At 72.0% G+C, this 24,812-nt stretch carries 19 protein-coding genes, 1 tRNA gene and 2 pseudogenes; 9 read left to right on the top strand and 13 right to left on the bottom strand.

All coding sequences use genetic code 11. The features are described from left to right. Positions 1–14: 14 nt before the first annotated feature. Together ACIBK6_RS30470 and ACIBK6_RS30465 are read right to left on the bottom strand one after the other, a co-directional pair. Positions 15–1,706 (bottom strand): class I adenylate-forming enzyme family protein, encoded by a 1,692-nt coding sequence (locus tag ACIBK6_RS30470; RefSeq protein ID WP_399054646.1) that lies wholly within the window; start codon positions 1,704–1,706, stop codon positions 15–17. Between the two features lie 114 nt (positions 1,707–1,820). Beyond that, positions 1,821–2,891: an LCP family protein gene (locus ACIBK6_RS30465; protein ID WP_399054644.1), complete on the bottom strand. Its 1,071-nt coding sequence runs from the start codon at positions 2,889–2,891 to the stop codon at positions 1,821–1,823. Between the two features lie 131 nt (positions 2,892–3,022). Here ACIBK6_RS30465 and ACIBK6_RS30460 point away from each other — a divergent pair, with 131 nt between their 5' ends. Beyond that, entirely contained in the window at positions 3,023–4,225 is a 1,203-nt protein-coding gene (locus tag ACIBK6_RS30460; protein ID WP_399054643.1) for an Ig-like domain-containing protein, read from the top strand. Positions 4,226–4,464: 239 nt separating this feature from the next. Next, positions 4,465–5,556: pseudogene (locus ACIBK6_RS30455) on the top strand (MFS transporter); the annotation flags it as partial. A gap of 102 nt (positions 5,557–5,658) precedes the next feature. Here ACIBK6_RS30455 and ACIBK6_RS30450 read toward each other — a convergent pair. Beyond that, on the bottom strand, positions 5,659–6,813 hold the full coding sequence (locus tag ACIBK6_RS30450) for an acyltransferase family protein (protein WP_399054642.1): 1,155 nt from the start codon (positions 6,811–6,813) through the stop codon (positions 5,659–5,661). A 448-nt stretch (positions 6,814–7,261) separates the two neighbouring features. On the opposite strand from ACIBK6_RS30450, the gene ACIBK6_RS30445 reads away from it, so the two are divergent. Further along, positions 7,262–7,334: transfer RNA gene (locus ACIBK6_RS30445), tRNA-Arg, on the top strand. A gap of 168 nt (positions 7,335–7,502) precedes the next feature. On the opposite strand, the gene ACIBK6_RS30440 is transcribed toward ACIBK6_RS30445, so the two are convergent. Then, the gene (locus ACIBK6_RS30440; protein WP_399054641.1) at positions 7,503–8,114 is read right to left on the bottom strand and encodes a TetR/AcrR family transcriptional regulator; all 612 of its coding nucleotides are present in this window, start codon (positions 8,112–8,114) and stop codon (positions 7,503–7,505) included. A 248-nt stretch (positions 8,115–8,362) separates the two neighbouring features. Here ACIBK6_RS30440 and ACIBK6_RS30435 point away from each other — a divergent pair, with 248 nt between their 5' ends. Next, positions 8,363–9,007, top strand: coding sequence for a peroxiredoxin-like family protein (locus ACIBK6_RS30435; RefSeq protein ID WP_399054640.1), 645 nt, complete (start codon positions 8,363–8,365; stop codon positions 9,005–9,007). Between the two features lie 52 nt (positions 9,008–9,059). Here the strand turns inward: ACIBK6_RS30435 and ACIBK6_RS30430 are convergent, their stop codons facing one another. The 3 genes from ACIBK6_RS30430 to ACIBK6_RS30420 all read right to left on the bottom strand — a co-directional run bounded on the left by ACIBK6_RS30430 (position 9,060) and on the right by ACIBK6_RS30420 (position 14,671). Next, a complete protein-coding gene (locus ACIBK6_RS30430; protein ID WP_399054639.1) occupies positions 9,060–9,929 on the bottom strand; it encodes an MBL fold metallo-hydrolase in 870 nt (289 codons plus the stop codon). Between the two features lie 84 nt (positions 9,930–10,013). After that, a complete protein-coding gene (locus tag ACIBK6_RS30425; RefSeq protein WP_399054638.1) occupies positions 10,014–11,810 on the bottom strand; it encodes an MFS transporter in 1,797 nt (598 codons plus the stop codon). A 233-nt stretch (positions 11,811–12,043) separates the two neighbouring features. Further along, on the bottom strand, positions 12,044–14,671 hold the full coding sequence (locus ACIBK6_RS30420; RefSeq protein ID WP_399054637.1) for a serine hydrolase: 2,628 nt from the start codon (positions 14,669–14,671) through the stop codon (positions 12,044–12,046). Between the two features lie 207 nt (positions 14,672–14,878). Here ACIBK6_RS30420 and ACIBK6_RS30415 point away from each other — a divergent pair, with 207 nt between their 5' ends. The 3 genes from ACIBK6_RS30415 to ACIBK6_RS30405 all read left to right on the top strand — a co-directional run bounded on the left by ACIBK6_RS30415 (position 14,879) and on the right by ACIBK6_RS30405 (position 17,141). Next, the gene (locus ACIBK6_RS30415) at positions 14,879–15,637 is read left to right on the top strand and encodes a GPP34 family phosphoprotein (RefSeq protein ID WP_399054636.1); all 759 of its coding nucleotides are present in this window, start codon (positions 14,879–14,881) and stop codon (positions 15,635–15,637) included. A 262-nt stretch (positions 15,638–15,899) separates the two neighbouring features. Further along, the gene (locus ACIBK6_RS30410; protein ID WP_399054635.1) at positions 15,900–16,769 is read left to right on the top strand and encodes a helix-turn-helix domain-containing protein; all 870 of its coding nucleotides are present in this window, start codon (positions 15,900–15,902) and stop codon (positions 16,767–16,769) included. A 168-nt stretch (positions 16,770–16,937) separates the two neighbouring features. Then, positions 16,938–17,141 (top strand): DUF397 domain-containing protein, encoded by a 204-nt coding sequence (locus tag ACIBK6_RS30405; protein ID WP_399054634.1) that lies wholly within the window; start codon positions 16,938–16,940, stop codon positions 17,139–17,141. Positions 17,142–17,249: 108 nt separating this feature from the next. On the opposite strand, the gene ACIBK6_RS30400 is transcribed toward ACIBK6_RS30405, so the two are convergent. Then, positions 17,250–18,089 (bottom strand): hypothetical protein, encoded by an 840-nt coding sequence (locus ACIBK6_RS30400; RefSeq protein ID WP_399054633.1) that lies wholly within the window; start codon positions 18,087–18,089, stop codon positions 17,250–17,252. An 81-nt stretch (positions 18,090–18,170) separates the two neighbouring features. Here ACIBK6_RS30400 and ACIBK6_RS30395 point away from each other — a divergent pair, with 81 nt between their 5' ends. Both ACIBK6_RS30395 and ACIBK6_RS30390 read left to right on the top strand, forming a co-directional pair. Next, complete coding sequence (locus ACIBK6_RS30395; RefSeq protein ID WP_399054632.1) at positions 18,171–18,953, top strand: SDR family oxidoreductase; 783 nt, start codon at positions 18,171–18,173, stop codon at positions 18,951–18,953. A 119-nt stretch (positions 18,954–19,072) separates the two neighbouring features. Continuing rightward, positions 19,073–19,646: pseudogene (locus ACIBK6_RS30390) on the top strand (hypothetical protein); the annotation flags it as partial. 40 nt (positions 19,647–19,686) lie between these two features. Here the strand turns inward: ACIBK6_RS30390 and ACIBK6_RS30385 are convergent. From ACIBK6_RS30385 to ACIBK6_RS30365, 5 genes are all read right to left on the bottom strand, one after another. Continuing rightward, a complete protein-coding gene (locus tag ACIBK6_RS30385; RefSeq protein WP_399054631.1) occupies positions 19,687–20,112 on the bottom strand; it encodes a hypothetical protein in 426 nt (141 codons plus the stop codon). An 82-nt stretch (positions 20,113–20,194) separates the two neighbouring features. Next, positions 20,195–21,319 carry an ADP-ribosylglycohydrolase family protein gene (locus ACIBK6_RS30380; RefSeq protein ID WP_399054630.1) on the bottom strand — a complete coding sequence of 375 codons (1,125 nt, stop codon included), beginning with the start codon at positions 21,317–21,319 and terminating at the stop codon, positions 20,195–20,197. Between the two features lie 166 nt (positions 21,320–21,485). Further along, positions 21,486–23,990 (bottom strand): tetratricopeptide repeat protein, encoded by a 2,505-nt coding sequence (locus tag ACIBK6_RS30375; protein ID WP_399054629.1) that lies wholly within the window; start codon positions 23,988–23,990, stop codon positions 21,486–21,488. Between the two features lie 134 nt (positions 23,991–24,124). Then, complete coding sequence (locus tag ACIBK6_RS30370; protein ID WP_399054628.1) at positions 24,125–24,307, bottom strand: hypothetical protein; 183 nt, start codon at positions 24,305–24,307, stop codon at positions 24,125–24,127. A 75-nt stretch (positions 24,308–24,382) separates the two neighbouring features. Beyond that, on the bottom strand, positions 24,383–24,730 hold the full coding sequence (locus tag ACIBK6_RS30365) for a DUF6247 family protein (RefSeq protein ID WP_399054627.1): 348 nt from the start codon (positions 24,728–24,730) through the stop codon (positions 24,383–24,385). Positions 24,731–24,812 lie beyond the last annotated feature (82 nt).

Raw genomic sequence — 24,812 nt, 5'->3', positions numbered from 1 at the left:
CCCAGTTCCACATGTCAGGCAGGGCCGCCCAGTTCCACCCGCAGCTCCCTCTTCAGGACCTTCCCCGTCGCGTTCCGCGGCAGCGGCTCCTCCCGCAGGATCACGTGCGCCGGGACCTTGAACGCGGCCAGCGTCCTGCCGACATGGGCACGCAGGTCGCCCGGGGTGACCGGGGCACCCGCCCGCACCTGCACCACCGCCGCGACCTCCTCCCCCAGCACCGCGTGCGGCACCCCGAGGACCGCCGCGTCGAGCACCTCGGGGTGGTCGTGCAGCACCGCCTCGACCTCCACGCAGTACACGTTCTCGCCGCCCCGGATCACCATGTCCTTGATCCGGTCCACCACGCCGACCCGCCCCTCGCGCGCCACCGCGAGGTCACCGGTCCTGAACCAGCCCTCCTGGAAGGCGAGTTGGGTGGCCGCCGGGTCGTTCCAGTAGCCCCGGATCAGCGACTGGCCGCGCAGCCACAGTTCGCCGACCTCGCCGTCCGCGAGCGCCGAACCGTCGGGCCCCGCGATCCGCACCTCGGTCACGGGCGTGGGCCGCCCCACACTGTCGGGCCAACTCCGGTACTCCGCACCGAAGTTGGCGAGCACCCCGCCGCTCGTCTCGGTCAGCCCGTACCCGTTGCGCGGCTCGACGCGCGAGCCGTACCGCGCGGTGATCTCGCCGACCAGGCCGGGCGGGGCCGCCGCGCCGCCGGTGTTGAGCGCGGTCAGGCTCTCCAGGCCGTCACCGGCCTCCTCGGCGGCGGCGAGCAACTGGAGCGCGGTCGCGGGCACCCCGGCGTAGTGGGTGACGTGGTGCTCCCGGATGAGCGCGAGGGCGCGGCCCGCGTCCCACTTGCGCATCAGGACGAGCGTGCCGCCGGCCGCCATCGCCGCGTACACCGAGGTGAACGCGGCCACGTGGAAGAACGGGAAGGTCATGAGGGTGACCGGCACGGGCCCCTGCCCCGGGACCAGGCCCCGGCCGAGCAGCGACATGGCTGCCTGGAAGCGGGGGTTCAGCACGGCCCCGGCCTGGGCGAGCTGGGTGGCGACGGCGCCCTTGGGGCGGCCGGTGGTGCCGGAGGTGTAGATGATGGTGGCGTCGGACTCGGGGTCGACGTCGACGTCGGGCGGTCCGGCCGCCGGGTCGGGCGCGGTGAGCTCGTCGAGGTCCGCGTACCGCTCGAAGCCGTCGGGCAGTTCGCCGGTGTGGTGGAAGACCATACCGCGCACGCCGTGCGCAGCGGCCCAGCCCGCCACCCTGTCCAGCCGTTCGCCGTCGACCAGCAGCACGCGCGGGGTGCAGTCGTCCAGTGCGTACGCGAACTCCTCGGCGGTCCACCAGGCGTTCAGCGGAACGGCCACCAGGCCCGCCAACTGGGCTGCCCAGAAGGCGACTTGCCATTCGGGATGGTTGCGCAGGGCGATGACGGCCCGGTCGCCGGGGCGCAGCCCGTAACTGCCGGTGAGCCGCCGGGCGAGCGCGCAGGCGGCGGCGAGGAACTCGGCGTAGGTGTACGTACCGGTCTCGGCCACCAGGAAGGGGCGGTCGCCGAAGGCCCAGACCGTCTCGGCGAACTCGCGCAGGGTGCGCGGCCCGGTGGCGTACTCGTACGCCCCGCTCTCCGTGCGGACGACGGCGAACGGCGCGCCGGGCGCGGTGAGCAGCGCCTCGGCGCGGGACGGTTCGATGTGCGGCTGCGTCGTCGCCACTCAGGCCCCTCCAGAACATCCGGCCCCGTGGCTCAGGACGGTATGCCGAGGGCCCGCGACCGTCAAGGTCCATGTATTACGCAACTACAGCCGCAGGCCCGGCGGGGGGCCGGTTCAGCCGGGTTTCACCACCACGCCGATCCCGTTCGGGCCCGACGCGGTGCCGCGCAGCGCCGCGTCCGGGACCGGGCGGTCGGCCTTCAGCGCGGCCCAGACCTGCGCGCACCGGGCCTCGTCCAGCGCGAGCCGGTCCTCGTCGGACTGGTCCAGCTGGGTGGGCAGGGTGAGCATCTGGACGTCGCCCGCGCCGAGCCCCTGCATCGAGTGCGCCAGCGAGGCGAGGGCGCCGACGTGGGCCAGGGTGGAGTCCGTGGTCAGGGACTTGGTGGCGGTGTCGGCGACGGAGAACAGCCGGGCCGGGTCGGTCAGCAGGTGCCGGCCCGCGATCTCGCTGAGCAGCGCCGTGAGGAACTGGTGCTGGAGCTGGATCCGGCCGAGGTCGCTGCCGCTGCCGACGCCGTGCCGGGTGCGGACGAGGTCGAGGGCCTGCTGGCCGTCCAGGTGGTGGCGGCCGGCCGGCAGGCGCAGCCCGCTCTGCTGGTCGTCAATGGGCCGGGTGAGGGTGATCCCGGTACCGCCGAGCGCGTCCACCAGCTCGGCGAACCCGTTGAAGCCGACCTCGATGTAGTGGTTGATCCGCAGCCCGCCGCCGAGCGCCTCGACCGCGGCGACCTCGCAGGGCGCTCCCCCGATTTCGTACACCGAGTTGAACACGACCCCCTCGCGCTCCGGCAGCTTGTGTCCGGTGGCGGTGGTGCAGGCCGGGCGGTCCACGATGGTGTCGCGCGGAATGCTGACGAGCGCGGCCTTCCTGCGGCCGGCGTACAGATGGATCAGCAGGGTGGTGTCGGAGCGCCCGGTGTCGTCGCCGCCGCCCGCCCGCTCGGCGTTCTTCCCGGCCCGCGAATCGGAGCCGACGACCAGGATGTTGAGGTCGGAGGTGGCGGAGGCGGCGGGCGTGAGCAGCGAGCCGAGTTCGACGCTGGAGAGGTTTCCGCTCAGCCGGTGGACGGTGTAGGCGGCCGCGCCGCCCAGGAGCAGCAGCACCCCGGCGAGCGAGCAGAGCACGAGGCGGGCGCGCCGGCCGATCCGGGGTATCCGCCCGCCACGGGGTGCGTACGCCATGCACCGGCTCCCGTCCCTCGCTGCCCCGGAACTCCCGTATGCGTACGCACCGGGATGTCCCGCACACTACAAGGAAGGTGCAGAACCCCGCATAACGGGCACCGCCGGCCGCCGGAGAGGAGAGGTCCGCGTTGAGAGGCAACCGCACGCACACCAAAGTGGCCCTGGCCCTGTTCGCCGTGGCCGTGCTGGCCCTGGGCGCCTGCTCGTCGGGCGGCGGCGGGGGCGCTGCGCCGAGCCCGAGCCCGACGGTGTCCCGGGCGCGGATCACCACCACGCCCAAGGACGGCGCCGGCCACGTCGGCATCACCGTCAAGGACGTCGGGGCGAGCGTCGCGGAGGGCACCTTCACCTCCGTCACCCTCACGGCCCAAGGCGGCAAGGCGATACCCGGGACGCTGGCGGCGGCCCGGAACTCCTGGCGGCCGTCGGCGAATCTGGCCCGCGGCACGGCGTACACCCTGACCGCCGAGGCCAAGGACCCGGACGGGCGGACGGCGACCACGACCACGCGCTTCACCACCGTCTCCCCCGCCCATTCGACGATCGCGTTCTACACCCCCGAAGACGGCGCCACGGTCGGCGTCGGCATGGAGGTCTCCTTCCGCTTCGACAAGCCGGTGACCGACCACCGGGCCGCCGAGTCCGCCGTGAAGATCACCTCCAGCGGCGGCCAGCAGGCCGTCGGCCACTGGTTCGGCGACCGGCGCATCGACTTCCGCCCGCAGGAGTACTGGCGGCCGGGCTCCAGGGTGACCGTCACCTTCGACTTCGACGGGCTCGAACTGGCCAAGGGGATATACGGAGTTCAGGACAGGTCGTACGCCTTCACGGTGGGCCGCGAGCAGATCTCCACGGTGGACGCGGCCACCCAGCAGATGACCGTCCAGCAGAACGGCGCCACCCTCAGGACGGTGCCGGTCTCCACCGGACGGCCCCAGTACGCCACGTACAACGGCACGATGGTCATCACCGAGCAGGCCCGCCAGACCAAGATGAACAGCACCACGGTGGGCCTCGGCGACGAGTACGACATCCCCGACGTGCCGCACGCCCAGCGGCTCACCGATTCCGGCACCTTCATCCACGGCAACTACTGGGCCTCGCCCACGACGTTCGGCGCCGACGCCACCAGCCACGGCTGCATCGGCCTCCCGGACAGCCAGGGCGGCGACCCCGCCACCCCCGCCTCCTGGTTCTACGCCAACTCGCTGCCCGGCGACGTGGTGATCGTGCGGAACTCCACGGGCGGCGGCACGGTCGCCCCGGACAACGGGCTCGGCGGCTGGAACATGGCGTGGCCTGCCTGGACGGCGGGCCGCGCCGGCGGGTGAGGGCCGCGTCGTCCAGTCCGTCCCGGGCCTGGCGACCGTCCAGCTGAACGCGTCACGTTCCCTGACGGTCCGTCAGGACTTCGCGGGGCCGAGCCCGTTGAGCAGGGTGTCGACCACGGCGGCCGCGAGGGTGTCCGGGTCGGCGGCGTTCTCGGCGGACTCGATGATGGCCTGCTCGATGAGCACGTGGTAGACGCGGCGCGCCCACGACAGATCGGCGTCCGGCCGCCAGTGTCGCCGCCGCCGCCATGATGACGGCCGGTGTGTCCGTCATGGCGAACATGTTCCAGGGCGCCGCCCGCACCAAGGTCTTCGCGTACGTCGGTGTCACCATCGGCGCCGGTCTGGCCCTCGGCCCGACCACCTCGGGGTTGCTGGTCTCCGGGCTCGGCTGGCGCTCCGTCTTCTGGGCCCAGTTCGTGATCGCCGTCCTGTCCCTGCTCGGCATGGGACTGATCCAGGAGTCCAAGGACCCCGACGCCAACGCCGTCGACTGGGCGGGCACCGTCACCTTCACGCCGGCCCTGTTCTTCTTCACCCTCGCCATCATCGAGGGCCCGCAGTGGGGCTGGGGCGGCGCCGCGGTGCTCGCACTGTTCGCCGGATGCGTGGTCATGCTCGCCGCGTTCGTCTTCGTGAAGCGCAGCCGGCGGCACCCCATGTTCGACCTGTCGCTGTTCACCGAACCCCGCTTCATGGCCGTCAACCTGCTGGCCACCGCCGTGTCCTTCGGCTTCGTCGGCCTGATGGTCCTGCTGCCGTCCTACCTGGTCGGCGCCAACGGGCTCACCGACAGCGGCGCCGGACTCACCATGCTGCTGCTGCTGACCGCCCCGGTCCTCGCCTTCCCGCTGGTCGCCGGGCGCCTCGTCCAGGCCGGTGTGTCCCTGCGCACCGTCCTGAGCGGCAGCCTGGTCCTGGTCGCGGCGGGGCTCGCCCGGCTGACCGTCATCCACTCCGGCATCAGCCTGCTCGGCCTGGCCGGACCGCTTCTGCTGACCGTCATCCACTCCGGCATCGGCCTGATCTACGGCCTGATGGACGGCGCCGCCGTCAGCACCGTCCCGCCCACCAAGGTCGGCATGGCGAGCGGCATGTTCAACACGATCCGCCTCGCCGGCGAAGCGGTCGCCGTGGCCGGTATGGTCGCCGCCCTCGTCTCCCTGGTCCAGGGTCGCATCAGCGGCGGGCTCGACCGCTTCACCCCAGGGCACCGGCCTCGACGCCCGCGCAGAACAGGCCGCCGACCGCACCCCCGCCGACGCGACGGTCTGATCCCACCCCCGTGCCGCGTGCCCGCCCCGTACCCCGTACCCGTACGACAGTCCTGATCGCCCGGAGTGCACCCCAGCACCTGACACCTGAAACGCACCGGGCGCCGCGTCGACTGCTCGACGCGGCGCCCGTGTCACGGCTTGGGCGGGACGCCCAAGTCACGGTCTCATGGTGACCGGGGTCGACCGGGTCTCATGGGTGGCGCTGAGCCAGTTCTTGAGCCGTCGGGCGACGGGGCGTTCGACCAGCCGGTGGACGGCCCAGGCGGCCGCCAGCATGCCCGCCACCAGTGTGGCAAGCAGCAGGTAGGGCGGCATCCGGTGCCGGAGGTGGGTGATCACGGTCCAGCCTATGAACTCGTGCAGGAGGTAGAGCGGATACGTGAGGGCACCGGCCGCGGTGAGGCGGCGCCAGTTGAGGAAGGACAGCTTCCCGAGGGCCGCGGCCAGCAGGATCGCGTAGAAGGCGGTGAGCACCGCCAGGGATACCGTCCAGGAGATCCGGACACCGACCTGTACCTCCTCGCGTACGAGAGTGAACAGTTGCTGCTGCGCCAGCAGCCAGGTGCCGCCAAGTAGCAGCCAGAGCATGGGAGTTGGCCGGAACCGGTGCATGAGGTAGATCACGATGCCGGCCACGAAGAACGGGGCGTACCGGGGCTGGAAGGCGACCGTCAGGAGCGGTATGCCGGATATGGGCGCGATTACGGAACCCAGCAGCCAGATGCCGCAGAAGGCCACTACGCGTTGGTAGGTGAGGCCCATGCACGCGACGACGGCGAACAGAAGGTAGAACCGCATCTCGGCCCAGAGCGACCAGTACACCGCGTCCACATGCGGGACGCCCAGCGGCTCGTGCAGCATCGTGAGGTTCGTCAGCACGCGGGACGGGGTGATCTGGTGGTCCCCGTTCGCCCGCAGGACGACAGCGGTTGTCAGCACGCAGACCCAGAAGGCGGGGTACAGGCGCACCACACGGGAGACGAAGAAGTCCCGTGGGGTACGGCCCCAGCAGCTCATGCAGATGACGAATCCGCTGATGAGGAAGAAGAGCTCGACACCGAGCCAGCCATAACTGGCTATCTTGTGCGCGGTCGGGAAGAGCACCGCGGTGCTCTGCCCCCACGCCCCCTTGGCGCCGTAGCGGTCGTACCCGACGAAGTGGAAGGCGACGACCATGAGCGCGGCTATGAGGCGCAACCCGTCGAGCACGTAGAGCCGTGGCGGCCGCTTCGTGGCAGCCCGCGGCGCCCCGGACGGGGACGGCAGCGGCCGGGCATGGGGGGCGTGCGAACGGATGGCTATGTCTGACAAGGCGGGATTCCTTGCCGGAGACCCGGTTGGGGCCGTTCCGGACGGATAGGAGACTGTGCGGTGCGAAGTCCAATGGCCAAAACTATGTGGGGTGCACGGTAGTACACGCGTTCACCGTGGCGTGGGCACGCTGAAGTGAACAACGGATCCACCGCGGCGGCAGCAGCCGACCCGGAGCGCTCGCCCGCGCCAGAGGACCACAGGCACCACAAAAACCCCAGGTCACAGGACATACTCACGGCGCAGCAGAACAGGCCCACCACTGGCGCACCGCCACCGGACACGATCCGCTACGCTGTCAGCGGTCAATGGACTGTCTGGACACATGTCAGCCGTCGCGTCGCCCGCGACACCACGACTCGTGTGCACTCAACCCACTGACCAGCACATTTGCCGCACCGAGCCCGAACCCCACACAAGGCGTTCCCGCAAGGCCCCGGCAAGCCCCGCCTCCGTAGCTCAGGGGATAGAGCACCGCTCTCCTAAAGCGGGTGTCGCAGGTTCGAATCCTGCCGGGGGCACAGGGTCTGATCAGCGCGTTTACCTCTCCGAGGTAGGCGCGCTGATCTAATCGGCAAGCTCCGCGCCCAGCCATCCCCGTGCCGAGGACGGCGCCGTCGCGCTCGGCGCCCGCGCCTGGGGCAGAACCCCGCCCCCCTCGGCGCCCCCCCTGAAGAAGAACCCCGCCCTCACCCGTCCCCGACACCGGCCGCCGGGGCCGCCAGGGTGGTCAGGGTCGTGGTGACCGTGGAGCGTAGGGCTGACGCGTCGGCGCGGGAGCGGGAGCGGACGTTGACGCCGTAGGCGAGGAGCGCCAGGGTCTCGGCGGTGGCCGCGGGGGCGACGCCCGGTGCGAGTTGGCCGTGGGTGGCGGCCGCGACCAGCGCCGTCCGCATCGCGTCCCGCAGCTGCCGGTGATGCCGGTCCAGTACGTCCTGAACGTGGGGGTCCCCGTTCTCGGCCCCGGCATGGGCGTTGACCACCATGCAGCCCCAGTGGGCGTACTCCCCCGAACAGCGCGCCTCGATCAGCCCGTTGAAGAAGGCGGCGATCGCGGGCAGGCCCCGGCCGTCCTCGGCCAAGGCGCGGAACGCGGGCGCCGACCACTGCTCCACATAGCGCTCCAGGGCAGCCCGGTGCAGTTCCCGCTTGCCGCCGAAGGTGGCGTACAGACTCGACCGGCTGACCCCGGTCGCGGTCACGACGTCCTGGATGCCCGTGGGGGCCATGCCCCGGCGCCAGAACAGCCGCACCACTTCATCGAGGACCGCCTCCGGGTCGAAGTGCTTCACGTCCGCCATCGGGTACCGCCTCCTTTCGCCGAGCCCGGCCGAGCCAAGCCGAGCCGAAAACGGGGATCCCCGTCCCGCCGCGTCCTGCCTTCCGTCCCGCCCCGCACCATCTCGGAACGGCTATTCCAAGATAGCGTGCGGCGGGATATCTTGGACCGGTCGTTCCAAGTTGCGTGGTGGACGCGGATCCGCATGCCGGATCCCGGACGGCCCCGTCCCGCGCGACCGATCCCGCACACCCCAGGAGGAACCGCCCCATGAGCCTCAACGCCGAACTCCGCGCCTACGAGACCCGCTTCAAGGACATCCCCGCCGAGCTGCGCGAGATCATGACCCGGGCCGGCCGGGAGCTCGCCGACTCCGGCCAGGCCGAGCGCGCCCTCGCCGTCGGCGACCAGGCCCCCGCCTTCAGCCTCCCCTCGGCCACCGGCGAGACCGTCACGCTCGACGGACTGCTCGCCGAGGGGCCGGCCATCCTCACCTTCTACCGGGGCGCCTGGTGCCCGTACTGCAACCTCGCCCTGCGCTCGCTCCAGCAGCACCACGGCGAAATCATCGCGCGCGGAGCCCAGTTGGCGGCCGTCTCACCCCAGATCCCCGACGAGTCACTCACCCTCACCGAGAAGCACCAACTCGCCTTCCCCGTACTCAGCGACCTCGGCTCGGAGACCGCCACGCGGTACGGTCTCGCCTTCGACCTCACCGATGAACTCGCCGCCCTCTACGACGAGTTCGGCTTCGATCTCCAGCGTGTCAACGGCGGCCACCCCCGCACCCTGCCGCTGCCCGCCACGTATGTCATCGACCGCGACGGCATCGTCCGCTGGGCCTTCGTCGACACCGACTACATCGCGCGCGCCGAACCGGCCGACATCCTGGCCGCGCTCGACACCCTGGACTGAGACACCCTGGACTGAGACACCCTGGACTGAGACACCCTGGGCTGAGACACCCTCACCCCAGCAACCCCAGCCCGCTGTACCAGAGCGGCCCGGGATTCAGCCGGTCGCCGTGAAGCTTCAGCATTTCCTCGAAGAACTCCTGCGGCGTCGGCCGGGCGGCCAGGATGCGGATCGCGTCGCGCAGGTATTCGCGGGTCTCGTCCAGGATCTTCGGGTCGTCCGGCAGGGCCTTGTTCTTGTGGCCCGCGACCACATGGCGCGGGTTCAGCGCGGCGATCTTCCCGATGTTGTCGTGCCACGCCTGGAGCCCGCCGTCGCCGCCTTCCAGCATCATCTGGTGCACCCCGTTGTAGACGACGTCCCCGGCGACGACCAGGCCGATCGACGGCACGTGCAGGGCGGAGGTGTCGTCGGTGTCGGTGTGGCCGGTCTCGACCGGCTCAAGGAGCCGACCCTCCAGGTGGAAGCCGCCGGGCGGTACGGGGACGGCCAGGATCGGGGTGTGCTCCGGGACTTCGGGGAACGTCTTCGCGAACCCCTTGTCCTTGTGCGCCAGTTCCTCGCGCATCTTGCGGATGGTGCCCTCGGTGGCGTACACGACGGTGTCGGGCTCGCCGAACCGGTCGAGCAGCATCGCCGTGCCGAACCAGTGGTCGGCGTGGCCGTGGGTGACGTACACGTACGCGAGCCGCTTGCCGGAGCGCGCCACGCCCTCCGCGACCTGCTCGATCTGGCCTCGGGTCAGCGGCGGGTCCACCAGGACGGCGTCCCGCTCCCCCTGGATCAGGGTGGACGAGACCGGCGAGGAGACGATCGGGTCGCCGTTCGGCAGCCGCAGGTCGATCTTCCTCGGGACTCCGTCCGCGACGAACACCTCGTACGACAGGGGCGGAGGCGGGGAATCGGTGGTCGACTCTGGCATGTCGGTCCCTCGGTGCTGGGCTGATACCGGCCCCCGGACCACTCTCACACGGCCCGCACCCCTACGCCTGTCGGAGCCGCGCCCTCAAGAACCCCCCAGCTCCGCCGGGCACCCCGTCCCCCGCGGAATGCTGTACGGGGCCGCCACGTGGTACGTGCCCGGTTTCGGGGCGAGGAGTTCGGTCCATTCGTCGCCCGAGCCGTCCTTCGAGGACTTGCGGAGGCAGCCGTTCACATTCGTGAAGGTCTTCGGGCCGTGGCCGCGGAGCTTGGACTCCGCCGTCTCCTGCGGGGGCTCGACGCCCTTGCCCTTGCCGTCCACGAGCTTCAGCCACGGCGAGTACGGGATGCGGATCAGGACCGTGCCGGGCGAGCGGACGTCCACGGTCAGTTCGCCCTCGCCCGCGTGCTTGACGGTGGCGGGCGGGTCGGCCAGCGGCGTCGGGTTGTCGACGGCGAACAGCCGCCAGTGCTCGTTCGACCACACCGGCTTCAGATACGGCTGGCCCTGCTGGAGGAGCTTGGCCTCCGCGATGGCGCCGGTGGCGTCCGGCGGGCCCATCGGCAGCACGACGTACCGCACGGCCCAGCGGTCCAGCCAGGCGCGGTAGCTCGCCGGGTTCAGGGTGTCGTCGTAGAACAGCGGGTTGCGCTGCATGTCCGCCTGCCGGTTCCAGCCGCGGGCGAGGTTCACGTACGGGGTGAACGCCGAGGCCTCGCGGTGGCTGGAGGCGGGGACCACCTCGACCCGGCCGGTCTCCGCGTCGGCCCGCTGCTGCAACTGGTCGACCAGCGGCGCCAGATCGCGCGCCCAGGACGCGGCGGGCGCGGTGCGCACGATGTCGTCCGCCGACTTGAAGCCGACCCACACGTTGAGGCCGACGAAGGCCAGCACCAGCACGTACCACTTGCGGGACTTCGGAACCGCGTACGGCAGGGCGGCGAGCAGCACCACTCCGCCGAACAGCATCACGAGCCGGGTGACGTTCGAGCCGATCTGCGAGTTGATCGCGAAGCACAGCACCACGCCGCTGCCGTACACCAGCGCGCCCGTGCGGACCGTGCGCCACTCCTTCGGTACGAGGACGAAGACGAGGACCGAGTACAGGAACGGCAGCGAGGTGGTGGCCAGCGACATCGGCTGGGTACCGGAGAACGGGAACAGCCAGGCCGACAGGGCGACCACCGCGACCGGCGGCAGGCCGATCGCGTACGCGCCCGGGCGGCGCTTGTTCAGGAACAGGGCGGCCGCGACGATGCCGAGGAACAGTCCGGCGACCGGGCTGCCCGCGGTGGCGAGCGCGGCGCAGGGCGCGGCCACGGCCGCCTTCCGCCAGCGGTCCTCGCGGCGGTTGTGCGGCCAGCAGAACACCGCGGCTACCGCGCCGAGCGCGAACATCGTGCCGAGCCCGAAGGTCACCCGGCCCGACATGGCGTTGCACAGGAAGGCGAACAGGGCCGCGAAGGAGCAGGCCAGCGGATCGCGGACCGCCTTCACCCGCACCAGGATCAGCGCGGTGAGCCCGGCGGACGCGGTCCCGGCGATCATCATCGTCGTACGGACGCCGAGCAGTGACATCAGATACGGCGAGACGACGCTGTATGAGACCGGGTGCATCCCGCCGTACCAGGCCAGGTTGTACGCGGACTCCGGGTTGCGGCCGACGAACTCGGCCCAGGCGTCCTGGGCCGCGAGGTCGCCGCCGCTGTTGGCGAACAGGAAGAACCACAGGACGTGGGTGACGGCCGCGACCGCCGTCACGAAGGCGACGGGGTGACGCCGCGGCCAGGAGTCCGGGCCCAGGCGTATTCGCCCCCTGGACACCCTGGTCCACGGGCTGGTGCTGTCGGCGCGGGTGGGCGTCGGCTCAGCGGTGGTCACTGCGGCTCTCCCGCCTCACGCTGTCTCACCTGGACCACGCGGACGTATGCGGTGGCGTACGTCCGCGCGCGGGGCCGCCCGGTCGGCCCGTACTTCCGTCCCCGTACTTCCATCACCGGGAGGACTCGATTCTGCCCGAGTCCACGGGCGCGGTCTGCGCGCCCGGGGTCGCCCGAAGCTAGCACGGGGGCCCACCCCGGCCTGCGGGGTGGGCTCCGTGCGGGCGGGTCCGGTCAGCCCACTCGGGTGAGCTTGTCGCCCGCACCGGGCTCGGTCAGGGCGCTGCCCAGCTCGACCGGCGCGGTCTGGCGGCCGGGGCCCGCACCGATGGACAGCTCGCCGACGACGGCGCCCGCCTTCGCCGAGTGCGGGACGGCCTTGCCGCCGTCGCCGAGCGTGACGTCGACCTTCAGGCCCGGCCAGCCGACGGCCTTGAGGTCCTTGGCGGCGACGAGGGGCGTCCGGCCGCCGAGCCCGTTGTCGACGTACCCGACGACCTGGCCCTTCTTGACGACGGTCGCCGAGGTGACGGCCTTCTGGACGGCCTGGATCAGCGTGTAGCTGTTGTTGATCGCGGCGGTCAGCTTGCTGTCGAGGGTGGTGCCGGAGTGGTGGCCCATGACGATGCCGTAGATCCGCTGGTTCTTGCCGTCCACGACGGTGTCGGCCGCCCACAGCAGATTGCCGCCGGCCGGGGTCGACGAGCCGGTCTTGATGCCGCTCACCCCCGGCTTGAGCACGATCTTGTTGTTGTTGTAGATCGTCGTGGGGATGCCCGGGATCTTGATCTGGGGCGTGTTGACGATCTCGCGGAACACATCGTTCTGCATGACGGCCTGGGCCAGCTTGAGCTGGTCGGTCGGCGTGGAGACCGTGGTCTCCTTCAGACCGCTCGGGTCGGTGTACGTGCTGCTGGTCATGCCGAGTTCCTTGGCGGCGGCGTTCATCTTGGCGATGAACGCCTCCTCGTTCCCGGCGTCCCAACGGGCCAGCAGGCGGGCGGCGTTGTTGCCGGACGGGATCATCAGCAGTTCGAGCATCTGCTTCTCGGTGAACTGCTGGTCCTTGTGGATCGGCGCCGTCGACTCGTCGGGCTTCTTCGCGTCGTCCTCGGCCTGCTGGTCGACGGTGATCTTCGTGCCCTCCTGCTTCCCGGTGATCGGGTGCTCCTTGAGGATCACGTACGCCGTCATCGTCTTGGCCACGCTCGCCAGCGGCGCGGGCTTCTGCTCCCCGTGCGTACCGAGGCTGCCCACGCCGTCCACCGCGACCGCCGACTGCCCCTCGGCGGGCCAGGGCAGGCCGAGCGTGCCACCGGCGAAGGTGTACGAGGGCGACGAGGTGAGGGCCAGCTTGGGCGCCGGGAGCGGGCGCAGAATCTGTACGACCGCAAAGGCTATGAGAAGCAGCAGGACCAGCGGGGTCCAGATCTTGAACCGCCGCACCGTCGAGCGGACCGGGGTCTGCGCCGGGGGCGGGGTGTTGGTCAGCTCGGCGAGCAGATCGAGCGGGGGCTTCGGCGGCAGGGGCTGCTGCCGCGTCCGCTCGGTGTGCTCGGGTATGACCTCACGGGGCCCGGCGGCCGGCGGCGGGGTGATCTTCGGCGCCCCGGGCTGCCGGACGGGCGCGTCCGTCGCCGCGCCCGCCTCGTCGGACCGCAGCGGTATGTACTGGCCGGCCCGCTCGGCGGCCGCCTCCCGCTTGGACGCGGGCAGCTTGAGCATCGCCGTCGGCTGATCGACGGCGGGTGGCGCGACGGCCTTGAACGCGGTGGTCGGCTGATCGATTCCGCTGCCCCCGGCGGGACGTGCCTGATCGATTCCGCTGGGCCGGGCGGAGCTCGGCTGATCGATTCCGCTCGCCCCGGCGGAGCTCGGCTTGGCGCCCCAGGAGGCGGCTCTGGAATCGGGGGCGGGCGGCCGGGCGGGGGTGCCGGTGGTGGTTCCGGCTCCGGTGTCGGTTCCGGTGGTGGGGGTGCTGCTGGGCTTGGGGGTGGCGGGCTTGGTGCCGGTGGCCTCGCCGTCGCTGGGCTTGGGGGTGGCAGGCTTGGTGCCGCTTGCCTCGTCGGCGTCGGCCTTCGCCGCGTCAGGCTTGGGGACCTCAGTCTTCGACGCGTCGGGCTTGGGGGCGTCGGCTTCGGCCGCATCAGCCTTGGAGGCCTCAGTCTTCGACGCGTCGGACTTGGGAGCGTCCGCCTTGGGAGCCTCGGCGGCGTCCGCCTTCGACGCGTCCGCCACGGGAGCAGCCTGCGACGTGGCGGGCTCGTCCCCCGGCCCCTCGGCCTCGGGGCCAGCCTCCGGGCCGACAGCCTCGGACTTGCGGGCCGCCGGCTCGGGGGCCTCGGCCTCGGGGGCGTCGCCCTTGGCGGCGTCCTCCTGCTCGGCGGCCGGGCTCTCGGCGGCGTCGCTCTCAGCCGCGTCCTTCGACTCGGGCGCCCCGCTCGCAGGCGCCTTGCTCTCGGCGGCGTCCTCCGACTCGACGGGGGCAGCCCCTGCCGTCGAAGCGGCCGCAGGCTCGGCAGCCTCAGCCCCCTCGGAGTCACCCGTACTCGACCCCTCGTCGGCCGCGTCGACCCACGCCGCCACCGCCGCCCGGAGCCGGGAGTCGCCGTCCTCCTGGCGCGGGGCCCTGAAGACCGCCGTCGCCTGATCCACGGCACCCGCCGCGGAGCCGGACACGGACGCGTCCCGGGACGCGGAACCGGAACCTGATCCGGAACCGTTGACCGCCACCGCGCCGTCCTCCCCCTTGCCGGAGGGGGACGGAGATGCGGAGACGGTGACACGCGGGTCGCGTTCACTGCGAGTCGTCTCCCCCGACGACCGCTTCTGCTCCGACTTGTCGGGGGACTCGCCCGCCACCGATGCCTCCTCCAGGCGCCCCGCGGCGCCGCCGACCTAGATACGGACCGTGTCCGAACCATGTACCAGTGTCCTGTGTGTCGGGCAGGACCCCCCGGCTAGACGAGAACGACATACCTGTCGGTTCCCGTACGAACCACCCAGGCGCTCTCGACAGATGAATGTGAGAGGGGTCACCCTGTCATTCATCCACGCGGGGAGGCATGGATGGGCAGGAGCCGCAGAACAATTCCGGAGGAGCTTCTGCTGCTCGCTCTGGACCCGGCCACGGGTACCACAGCGCAGCCGCAGTCGCTCGACCTCGGCCTCGCCGGAGCACAGCTAGTGGAGCTGGCTCTGGCAGGACGGATAGCCCCAGACGGGGATCGTATCGCCGTGGTGATGGCACGGCCGACAGGAGATCCGACACTGGACTCCGCACTGGAACTGCTGCGCAGGCGCGGCAGTCCGGTACGGGCCGTCCACTGGATCGGCGGGCCCCGACTGGGGCTCCGCCAGATTTACCTCGCGCATCTGGAGCGGTGCGGCATGGTGCATGCCGTCTCGGGCCAGATGTGCGGAGTGCTGCCGACGACTCGCTACCAAGCGACGGACACGGCGATCAGCCGGGACATCAGGGCCCGGCTGGACAGTGCGATCCGCACCGGCGTACCGCCGGACCCGCGGACCGCGGCGCTTGCCGCGCTGGCCCACGCAGTCGGGCTCGGCAAGCACCTCTACCCCGGCAACGAGGGGCGTTCATCGCGCTCCCGGCTAAGGGACTTGATCAGGCACGACCCGATGGGCGGTCTCGTCGCGCACGCCGTGATGGACGTCCAGAACGGCGCGGCCGCTCAGCCGCGTCGCAACGGCCAAGGCAACGGCCCCACCGCCGCGCCGAGCAACGGAAGCCGCCATGCCATGGCGGCCGGTGTCCCGATGCAGCCGCATCACGGGGCCATGGCCCGCGCCGTGGCCCACCACTAGCAGGACCGGCACCACCAGCACCGTCAGAAGAACCCGCACCACCAGCGCATGGGCATCACCAGACGCATACGCACCAACCGCCGCACCGTCGTCCCCCTCGACCCGGTTCGGGAGCCGCACCATGAACGCGCGGGGCTGCCACAACAGCCCCGCGCGTTCGCGTTGTCGCTGTGTGTGGCCGTTTTCCAGCGGGCGCCCGGAAGTTGGTGGCAGTCTGCTGGGCACAAGAACAGAAGAGCCGTGAGCCGGAGGTGCGTTACCCGTGGCGTCCAACGTCAATCCCACCGTCAGGCGGCGCCGACTGGGCCAGGAGCTGCGCAGACTCCGCGAGCTGAAGGGCATGACGGCCGAAGAGGTCGCCGAACGCCTGCTGGTCTCCCAGTCGAAGATCAGCCGTCTGGAGAACGGCCGCCGCTCCATCAGCCAGCGCGATGTCCGCGATCTGTGCGGGGTGTACGAGGTCGAGGACCACCGCATCGTCGATTCGCTGATGCAGATGGCCAAGGACTCCCGCCAGCAGGGCTGGTGGCACGCCTTCGGCGACATCCCGTACAGCGTCTACATCGGTCTGGAGACGGACGCGGCGAGCCTGCGCGTCTACGATCCGCAGGTCGTGCCGGGGCTGCTGCAGACCCGGCAGTACGCGGAGGCCCTGATCGCGGGGGCGCTGCCGGAGACCGCCCCGACCGACGTCGAGAAACGGGTGAACGTCCGGGTGCGACGGCAGGAGAGAGTGCGGGCGGAGGAGAACCCGCTGCGGCTGTGGGTGGTCATCGACGAGGCGGCGCTGCGCCGCCTGATCGGCGACCGGCAGCTGATGATCGACCAGCTGGAGCACCTGATCGTGCAGTCCCAGCTGCCCCATGTCACCGTCCAGGTACTGCCGTTCAGCATGGGCGCGCATCCCGGCATCAACGGCCAGTACGCGATTCTGGAATTCCCCGACGCATCGGACTCCAGCGTCGTCTACATCGAGGGCGTCACGAGTGACCTGTATCTGGAAAAGGCGAACGATGTCCAGAAATACAGCGTGATGTACGAGCACTTGCGCGCGCAGGCCCTGAATGTGGACCAGACCCGGGAATTCATTACCGGGATCGCCAAGGAGTACGCCAAGGGCACGGCGGACTGAAGTGTGGCACCGTACACCCCACGCGTACCGCCACGGAAGGCCTCGCCGGAATATGCCATCCGGTTGAGTGAACGGCCGCCGCACACCCCGGAACCTGCGAGTAGCGTCGATCACGCCAACGAAGAACGTTGGCCGAGAACGACCCAACTGGCAAAAACCGGAGCGAACATGGCAATTCTTCAGGGCGCCACGGACACCTGGACCAAGTCCTCGTACTCCACCGGAAACGGCGCATGCGTTGAGGTCAAGTCCCCCGAGACGCACGCAATCGCGGTGCGCGACTCCAAAGTCTGCGCGGGCCCGTCGATCTCCTTCGCCCCCGGCGCGTGGAACGCGTTCGTGGCCGAGGTGACCCGGGACTCCCTCAGCTGACCGGTACCGCGGCAAGCGCGATATCACCAGCACATCAGCAACACCGAAAGAGCCCTCTCGACTGGTCCGCCGTCCCGGCCGAGGGGGCTCGGCCATGTCCGCAGCCGGTCAGCGGAGTTGGTCCACGTAGCGGTCGGTGCCGGGCACGGTGGGGATGAACGGCGCCACCAACTCCACCCGCCCGAGGCCCGTTTCGGCCACCGGCGCGTCGAGTCCGGTGAAGTGGTCCGCCCAGACCTCCCTCGGGTCCCGCTCCAGGAACCAGAGCAGCGTGAGCCGGGTGTCGACGCCCTCGACCTGCTTCACGTACGTCATGCGGTCGCCCGGCAGCGGTGTCGGCCGGAAGACCGTCACCATCGCGGCCGGACCGCCGGCGATCCGCCGGGGCAGATGCCGGGAGCCCAGCCACTCCAGCAACTCGGCCCGCTGCTCCGGGCCTTCGGCATCGATGACCTCCAGCACGAGCCCCGCGTAAGGGTGGTCGAGGGCGTGGTAGTCACGGGGACCCGCGGCACCGTCCCGGTAGACGGTCACCTCGTGGTCCTGGAACGCGGTGAAGACGTGGGTGCGGTCCTGGTGGACGCGGCCGTCCCGGTTGAGGCGCCGGTTGATGCCGACGGTCCACTTCATGTGCTCGTCGTAGCGGCCCTGGGTGATCCAGTACGTCGAGAGGTAGCAGCCGGCGCTCACCGGCTGGGCGACCGCGGACTTCTCCGGATAGCGCAGCCCCTGGAGTTCGCGGGTGGCCACCCAGCGGCGCCCGGCGTACATCCAGGGCATGGCCATCGCGCCCGCGTAGTAGTGGTCGTCCTCGTACCAGCGGTTGTACGCGTACTCATGGCCCGGGTGCGGCTCCACCATGGTGATCAGCGCGTGCCCCGGGCGCACCCCGTAGGGCCCCACCGACGCCAGCTCCGCGTACGCCTCGGGCCGTGTGTCCTCCGTCATGCCGCATCCCTTCCCTCCACCACCGGACCGCCTTACTCTGACGCCCCGTCAGGAGATGTGCCAGAGCCGGGAGGCGACCGGATGTTGCTGAGTGGGAAGACCGTCATCGTGTCCGGGGTCGGGGCCGGTCTCGGACACCAGGTCGCCGCGGCCGTCGTGCGCGACGGGGGCAACGCGGTACTCGGCGCGCGCACCGAGGCCAACCTCGCCAAGTCCGCCGCCGAGATCGACCCGGACGGCGCCCACACCGCGTATCTGGAGACCGACATCACGGACGAGGGCCGGTGCGAGGCGCTCGCCGCGCTCGCCACGGCCCGCTTCGGGGGAATCGACGCGGTCGTGCACGTGGCGGCCTGGGACAGCTACTTCGGCGGCCTCCAGGACGCGGACTTCGCCACCTGGCAGCAGGTCATCGACGTGAACCTGCTCGGCACGCTCCGCATGACGCGGGCCTGCCTGCCGGCGCTCAAGCGGCGCGGCGGCTCGGTCGTCATCATCGGTACGCAGTCGGCGGTGGCGGCGCCCTCGCAGGTGTGGCAGGCGGCGTACGCGGCCTCGAAGGGCGCGCTGACCTCGGCGATGTACTCGATGGCGCGCGAGCTCGGGCCGGACCGGATCCGGGTCAACACCGTGCTGCCGGGCTGGATGTGGGGCCCGCCGGTGCAGGCGTACGTCCAGTTCACCGCGCACACCGACGGCGTGCCGGAGGAGGAGGTGCTGGCGCGCCTCACCGAGCGGATGGCCCTGCCGGAGCTGGCCACGGATGGCGACGTGGCGGAGGCGGCGGTGTTCCTCGCCTCGGACCGGGCCCGGTCCATCACCGGCCAGTCGCTGCTGGTGAACGCGGGCGAGTTGATGAGCTGACGCTCCGCTGCGTGTGCCGTTGTTCGGGTGCGGGCCGTACGTGGCTGGTCGCGCAGTTCCCCGCGCCCCTAGGGGGCGCCTCACAGTTCGCCAACTCACAATGCAGGTAAGGCAGTTGGGCCCGATTCTCGGCGATCCTGTGGGCCCTCTGGCCGACCGTCCTGTTCTTCCCCATGTGGTGCGCCCCGCGCCTGGGACTCGCGCGCGGGGCTGGTCGCGGCGCGGCTGTCCACGCTGGTCTTCCTCGGTCTGTCGATGACCATCGCGACGCAGGTCAACTCGCCTGCCTTCAGGGACATCATCACCGTCGTGATCAAGTGGGTGGCCGGGCTCATGGGACCGATCGCCATCCCGTTCATGCTGGGCATGCTCAGGACGTTCCGGAAGTCCGGTCCGACGGCGGCGCTCAGCAGCTGGGCGGCGGGGCTGCTCGCCTTCTTCTTCGTCAACTACAACCTGGACGGCTCGCAGAAGACCGATGTGGCTCTGCAGTGGCAGGTGTCGGTGCCGCTGGCGATCTCACTCGTCCTGTACGTCCTGATCGGTCTGCTCAAGCCGGAGGCCACCCCGGAGCGGGACGCGCTGCTCGCCCGCGTCAACTCCGATGACGACGGGCCGGGTTCGGCGGCCGGCGCGGCGGCCGTACCGGAGCAGCCGGAGGCGGGCGGCGCGAAGGCGGCGAGGGCCGACTGACGCCGGTGCCGGTGCCTGCCTGCCTGCCTGCCTGCCTGCCTCAGCCGATGATTTGCGGTTCGCCCGTGGTGTCCGCCGGGGGCCGGTCGTCGCTGCCCTCGGCCGGGTAGGCGGCATCGCGGTGCGGGCCGAACCACTGGTAGCCGCCCTTGGCGTCGTCGTCGCTCTGCGGCGGGCAGTGCTGGCCGCCGGCGTCGGCGTCCTCCTCCATCACCATCCGGTCGACGGCCTGCTGGGCGTGCTGGGCGTCGTACGGCGGGAGTTCGTCCTCGCGGGCCGCCGGGTCGGTGCGGCCCGGCCCGTTGTCGCCCTGGACGTACCGCGGGTGACCGCCGCCGCCGGCCGGGGCGGCGGCGGAGGTGCCCGTGCCGCTCCCCAGCAGCGCGAGGGCGACCATCGGCGCGGTGAACCAGCGGGCCGACCGGGTGCGGGCGGCCGGGGTGCGGGCCGCGGGAAGGGGGGTCATGGCGACGACCCTGGCGAATACGCGCGTGCGCGCGCGAGGGACACGCGGTCCCGGGGCCGTTCCGCCGCCCGCACGAGTGGTTTCAGCCCCTCGGATAGCGCAGCAGCCAGCCCGCGGTGTTGACGGCGGGGCCGTGCAGGGCGGGGCCCTGGGTCATCTCCATGGCGAAGTCGTCGGCGAGTTCGAGCAGCGTCGGGCGGCCTTCGAGCTGGGCGAGCCAGGCGGGCGGCAGCGCGGTCTCCCCGTGCATCGCGCCGAGCAGACTGCCGCAGACGGAGCCGGTGGCGTCGGAGGGCCCGTCGTGGTTGACGGCGAGCAGCAGGCCGTGCCGGATGTCCTCGCCGACCAGCGCGCAGTACACGGCGATCGCGAGGGCCTCGGGGGCGGTGTGCCCGGTGCCGAGGGTGGCGACCCGGGTCGGGCTCGGCATGCCCTGCCGTACGGCGCCGAGCGCGTGCTTGAGGGCCTCGCTGACCCGCTGGTGCCCGGGGCGCACGGCGAGCTGGGCGAGGGCCCGCTGGACGGCGCCGTCCATGGACTCGCCCCGGGCCAGGCCGTGCACGATGACGGCGAGCGCGCCCGCCGAAAGATAGGCCGCCGGGTCGCCGTGGGTCTGCGCCGCGCACTCCACGGCGAGTTGGAGCACGAGCTGCGGCTCCCAGCCGACGAGCAGCCCGAAGGGCGCGGAGCGGGTGAGCGCGGCCGGGTCGTCGGCGGCCGGGTTCTTGGGCTGCTCCAGGGTGCCCATGACGTCGTCGCCGAGCCCGACGAGACAGGCCTTGGCGGGGTCGCGCCGGGCGTAGAGCCACTCCTCGCGCGCCAGCCAGCCGTTGTCCTCGCGGCGCTCGTCGGGTCCCCATTCGCGCTGGGTTGCGGCCCACCGCAGATGGGCCCGGTGCACATCGGTGGGCGGGTGCCAGGCGCCGGTGTCGCGGCGCACCTGGGCGCGTATGAGTCCGTCGACGGTGAACAGGGTGAGCTGGGTGGCGGCGGTGACGGCGCCCGCGCGGCCGTACGCGGGGACGAGGTCGCCCAGCGCCTCCGGCCCGTACCGCTCGCGGATCCCGCCGAGGGTGAGCCCGGCGACGCCCGCGCCGAGCGCGTCCCCGATGGCCCCGCCGAGCAGACATCCCCGCACCCGGCTACGGAAGTCCTGCTGCTCGGCCCGACCCCATACGGGTCCACCGGCTCCGGCTGCTGCGCTCATGCGGCAGCACGGTACCTGAACGGATGCGCCCGTTTAAGAGGGCAAATTGACCAGCGTTGCTCAGCTGTGGGGTCCGCGGCACCCCAGCACCTGCCAGAGGCGCGGGGAACTGCGCGACCAGCCACGCACGGTCCGCGGCCGACGAACGCCACTCCGCGCGCAGCGCTCAGCCCCTCGGGGCGGGCCCCGGTTCCGGCGGGGTGGCCGGGTAGCGGGGGCCGCCCTCGTCGGCCGGGGGCGGCCCGGGCGGGATGCCCTGGGCCTCCCCCGCCCGCTCGGCACGGGCAAGGTCGGCCAGCGCATCCTCCTCCCGGCCGAGCACCCGGTGCAGCCGGGCCCGCTGCCGGTACGCCCAGACGTACCCCGGCACCATCTCGACCGCCCGGTCCAGGTCGGCCAGCGCCTCGGCGACGCGCCCCAGTTCCGCGCGGGCGATCGCCCGGCTCCCCAGCGCCCACGCGTACCCGGGGTCGAGGGCGAGTGCCCGCCCGTACGCCTCGACGGCCTCCGCGAAGCGCCCCGCGAACCGGTACACGTCGCCGCGCTCGCCGAGCACCCACGCCCACGACGGCGAGAGCCGCTCCGCCCGGTCCAGGTCGGCGAGCGCGCCCTCCGTGTCGCCGAGCAGCGCCCGCACATGGGCCCGGCGCACCAGCGCCCAGCCGTAGTCGGGGTCGATGGCAAGGGCCCGGTCGAAGTCCGCCAACGCCTCGGCGGCCAGGCCGAGTTGGGCCTTGGCCTGACCCCGGCTGCCCAGGATCAGCGCGTCGCCGGGGTCGAGCGCGAGGGCCCGGCCGAGTTCGGCGACCGCCTCCTCGTAGCGGCCCGCGCGCCGGTGGGTCTCGCCGCGCTCGCGGGGCGCGCGGGGCCGGCCCGGCTCCAGCTCTTCGAGCCGGTCGAGGTCGGCGAGCGCGGCCGCGTGGTCACCGACGGCCCGGTGCGCGACGGCCCGCCCGTGGTGGGCGTCGGCGCTGCGGGCGTCCAGGGTGAGGGCCCGCCGGTAGTCGGCGAGCGACTCCTCGTACGCCTCGGTCCTGAAGTGGCCCCAGGCGCGGGCGATGTGCACGGCGACCCGGTCCTCGTCGGTGAGTTCGGGCCGGGCCAGCATCATGCCGAGGACGTCGACGCAGTGGCGTTCGGCGTCGAGCGCGGCGAGGCAGGCGGCGCCCCATTTGCGCAGCGGCTCGCGGTTGCCGTCCTCGCCCGCCTCGGCGATCACCTGTGCCCAGCGGCGGGCGGTGACCGTGCCCTGCCGGCAGGCCGCGATGCCGTCGCGCAGCGCCGCCGGGAACGCGCCCCCGGGGTCGGCGCACAGCCGGTGGTACAGCTCCTCGAACCGCGGCTCGCGCCAGGCCTCGTCACGCCAGTGCTCGCCGGACCCGGCCTCGGCGGCCGCCCGCTCCTGCCCGTACCAGGCGGCGAGCCGTTCGTGCCCGGCCCGCCAGCGCTGCGGCGAGGAGGTGCGCTGGAGGCGCTGCATGGGGGCGCGGACGACGTCGTGGTACTTGATCCGGCCGCCCTGGTCCCGGACGAACGGCAGTGACCGCAGCCAGCCGAACAGCCCGGCCGCGTCCCCGCTCACGGCCGCCCGGAACACGTCCTCATCGAGCCGTCGCGGCAGCGCGCCTTCGAGTGCGGCGGACCGGCGCACCGGGTCGGGCTCCCACTTCAGGAACCGCTCCACCGCCGTGGCGCTGGGGTCGCCGATGTCGCCCGGCGTCGCGGGCCGGCTGCCCGCGAGGGTGCTGACGAGCACCGGGAGCCGCCCGGAGAGCCGCAGCACATCGCGTACGACCTCCTCGTCCACCACCCCTTTCGCGGCGAGGAGTTGGCGGGCCTCGTCCTCGGTGAACGGTTCGAGGGGGAGGTCGGCGACGAAGTCCGCGGCGGCGGGCCAGCGCAGCGGGTCGAGCCGGCCCTGCCCGGACAGCGTGACGACCGTGTTGGCGGGCAGCCCGCCGTACCGGTCGGTGGTGATCAGATCGCGCAGCCAGCCGTCGAGGAAGGCCCCGGTGCGCTCGTACGTGTCGAAGAAGACGGCCACCCAGGGCACCTGTGCGGCGACGCGCCCCAGCTCCGCCACGAACACGGGCGTGAGCACGCGCAGCGGGTCGAGCACCAGCTGCACGTCCTCCTGCCGCCCGAGCCGCGCACTGAGCGCGACCCTCAACCGCTCGGCTCCCTGCGCGAGTTGGGCCGGGTCGACGGCTCCGGCGAGCGCCCCGACGCCGGGCACGAGTCCGATCCCGGCGAGGCCCGCCTGCGCAGCGACGACCGCCCCCGCCGAGGGCCCCGGGTCCGGCCCGGCCCCGGCCGCCTCGGCCTCGTACCGGCGCTGGCGGTAGGTGGCCAGGATCCGGTCGAGCGCCTTGAGCGGCTGCCCCTGCCGCGCGAAGTGCGCACTGATCGCGCCCAGCGCCTCGGGAACGCTGTTGACGCCCTCGTCGGTGTACGCGGTCAGCGCCCCGCGCTCCAGGGCCGCCTGCTCCAACTCCCGTACCAGGAACGTCTTCCCGACCCCGGCGTTGCCGCGCACGGAGTAGACGAACCGGTGCTGCTCGTCGTCGACCGGGATGTCGAAGTTCCGCTGAAAGGCGGCGAGTTCCCCCCGCCGCCCCACGAACCCGGCCCGCTTGCGCCGCCGGATGAGCTCCTGCATCGAAGCCTGCACGCCCGAACCCCTCCCTCTCGGCCCCACCCGAGACCCCGCCCCACCTCGACCATATCGGGCGGCGCCAGAGGCTCCCGCCGGATGTGGCGATATCGGCCGCCGCGGTTCCTCGGCGGGGCGACGGACCGGACGGATCAGCCGTACCAGGTGACGTTGCAGACGTATACGCACTCGTGGCGCGGCACCGCGAGGAAGCTGATGAACCCTCGCCCGCCCAAGAGGTCGAACTCCCGAAGCCCGCCCTCCCTGTCGAAGGGCCTGCCAACCTTCACCTCGTCTCGGCCGAGCGCCGCAAGCTCTGTGGCCAGCCGTTCCACCTCGGCGACGACGCCTGCGGGCAGCCCGTCAGTGATGTACTCCGCACTCGGGTTGTAGTCCCATCCCCCAGTCCGTCACAGCCCTGCCTCCGCCTCGGCCGCCTCCCGGATCCGGCGGATCTCAGTGATCACCTCCGTGGGGTTCTGCTCACCTGCGTCCACGATGCGTTCGAGTTCTCGCAGTCGCGCCGCGCGCGCCGGATGCCGCTCGATCGCGACGAACACCCCCCACGAGTGGACGAAGGCCCGCAAAGGGGCGAGGCTCTGCGTCTGCTGCGCGTTCGTGGTCGCCTCGAACAGGTGCTGGGTGAGCGCGGGCACCCGGCTCGGCGCGATGCGCTCGACCGCGGCCCGCAAAGCGTCCGGCGTCAGCTCGGGCATGGGGATCAGTGGTCCGTACGGACCGTCGGGCTGGGCGCTCACGTGGCCTCCGGGGCAGGTGGCTCGGGCGATGCGGGCTTTGTACGGTACAGGCGGGCCGGGGCCGCCCGCGCGCCATCACCCG

Origin of the sequence: Streptomyces sp. NPDC050485, assembly GCF_044458185.1 — a bacterium.
GTDB lineage: Bacteria > Actinomycetota > Actinomycetes > Streptomycetales > Streptomycetaceae > Streptomyces.
The sequence above is the reverse complement of the archived record's forward strand: the minus strand, read 5'-3'. Positions and strand labels throughout refer to the sequence as shown.

Excerpts from the sequence above, each read along its gene's own strand:
- ACIBK6_RS30465 (WP_399054644.1), bottom strand. The coding sequence starts at position 2,891 with ATGGCGTACGCACCCCGTGGCGGGCGGATACCCCGGATCGGCCGGCGC.
- ACIBK6_RS30440 (WP_399054641.1), bottom strand. The coding sequence starts at position 8,114 with ATGGCGGACGTGAAGCACTTCGACCCGGAGGCGGTCCTCGATGAAGTG.
- ACIBK6_RS30435 (WP_399054640.1), top strand. The coding sequence starts at position 8,363 with ATGAGCCTCAACGCCGAACTCCGCGCCTACGAGACCCGCTTCAAGGAC.
- ACIBK6_RS30430 (WP_399054639.1), bottom strand. The coding sequence starts at position 9,929 with ATGCCAGAGTCGACCACCGATTCCCCGCCTCCGCCCCTGTCGTACGAG.
- ACIBK6_RS30415 (WP_399054636.1), top strand. The coding sequence starts at position 14,879 with ATGGGCAGGAGCCGCAGAACAATTCCGGAGGAGCTTCTGCTGCTCGCT.
- ACIBK6_RS30405 (WP_399054634.1), top strand. The coding sequence starts at position 16,938 with ATGGCAATTCTTCAGGGCGCCACGGACACCTGGACCAAGTCCTCGTAC.
- ACIBK6_RS30400 (WP_399054633.1), bottom strand. The coding sequence starts at position 18,089 with ATGACGGAGGACACACGGCCCGAGGCGTACGCGGAGCTGGCGTCGGTG.
- ACIBK6_RS30395 (WP_399054632.1), top strand. The coding sequence starts at position 18,171 with ATGTTGCTGAGTGGGAAGACCGTCATCGTGTCCGGGGTCGGGGCCGGT.
- ACIBK6_RS30385 (WP_399054631.1), bottom strand. The coding sequence starts at position 20,112 with ATGACCCCCCTTCCCGCGGCCCGCACCCCGGCCGCCCGCACCCGGTCG.
- ACIBK6_RS30380 (WP_399054630.1), bottom strand. The coding sequence starts at position 21,319 with ATGAGCGCAGCAGCCGGAGCCGGTGGACCCGTATGGGGTCGGGCCGAG.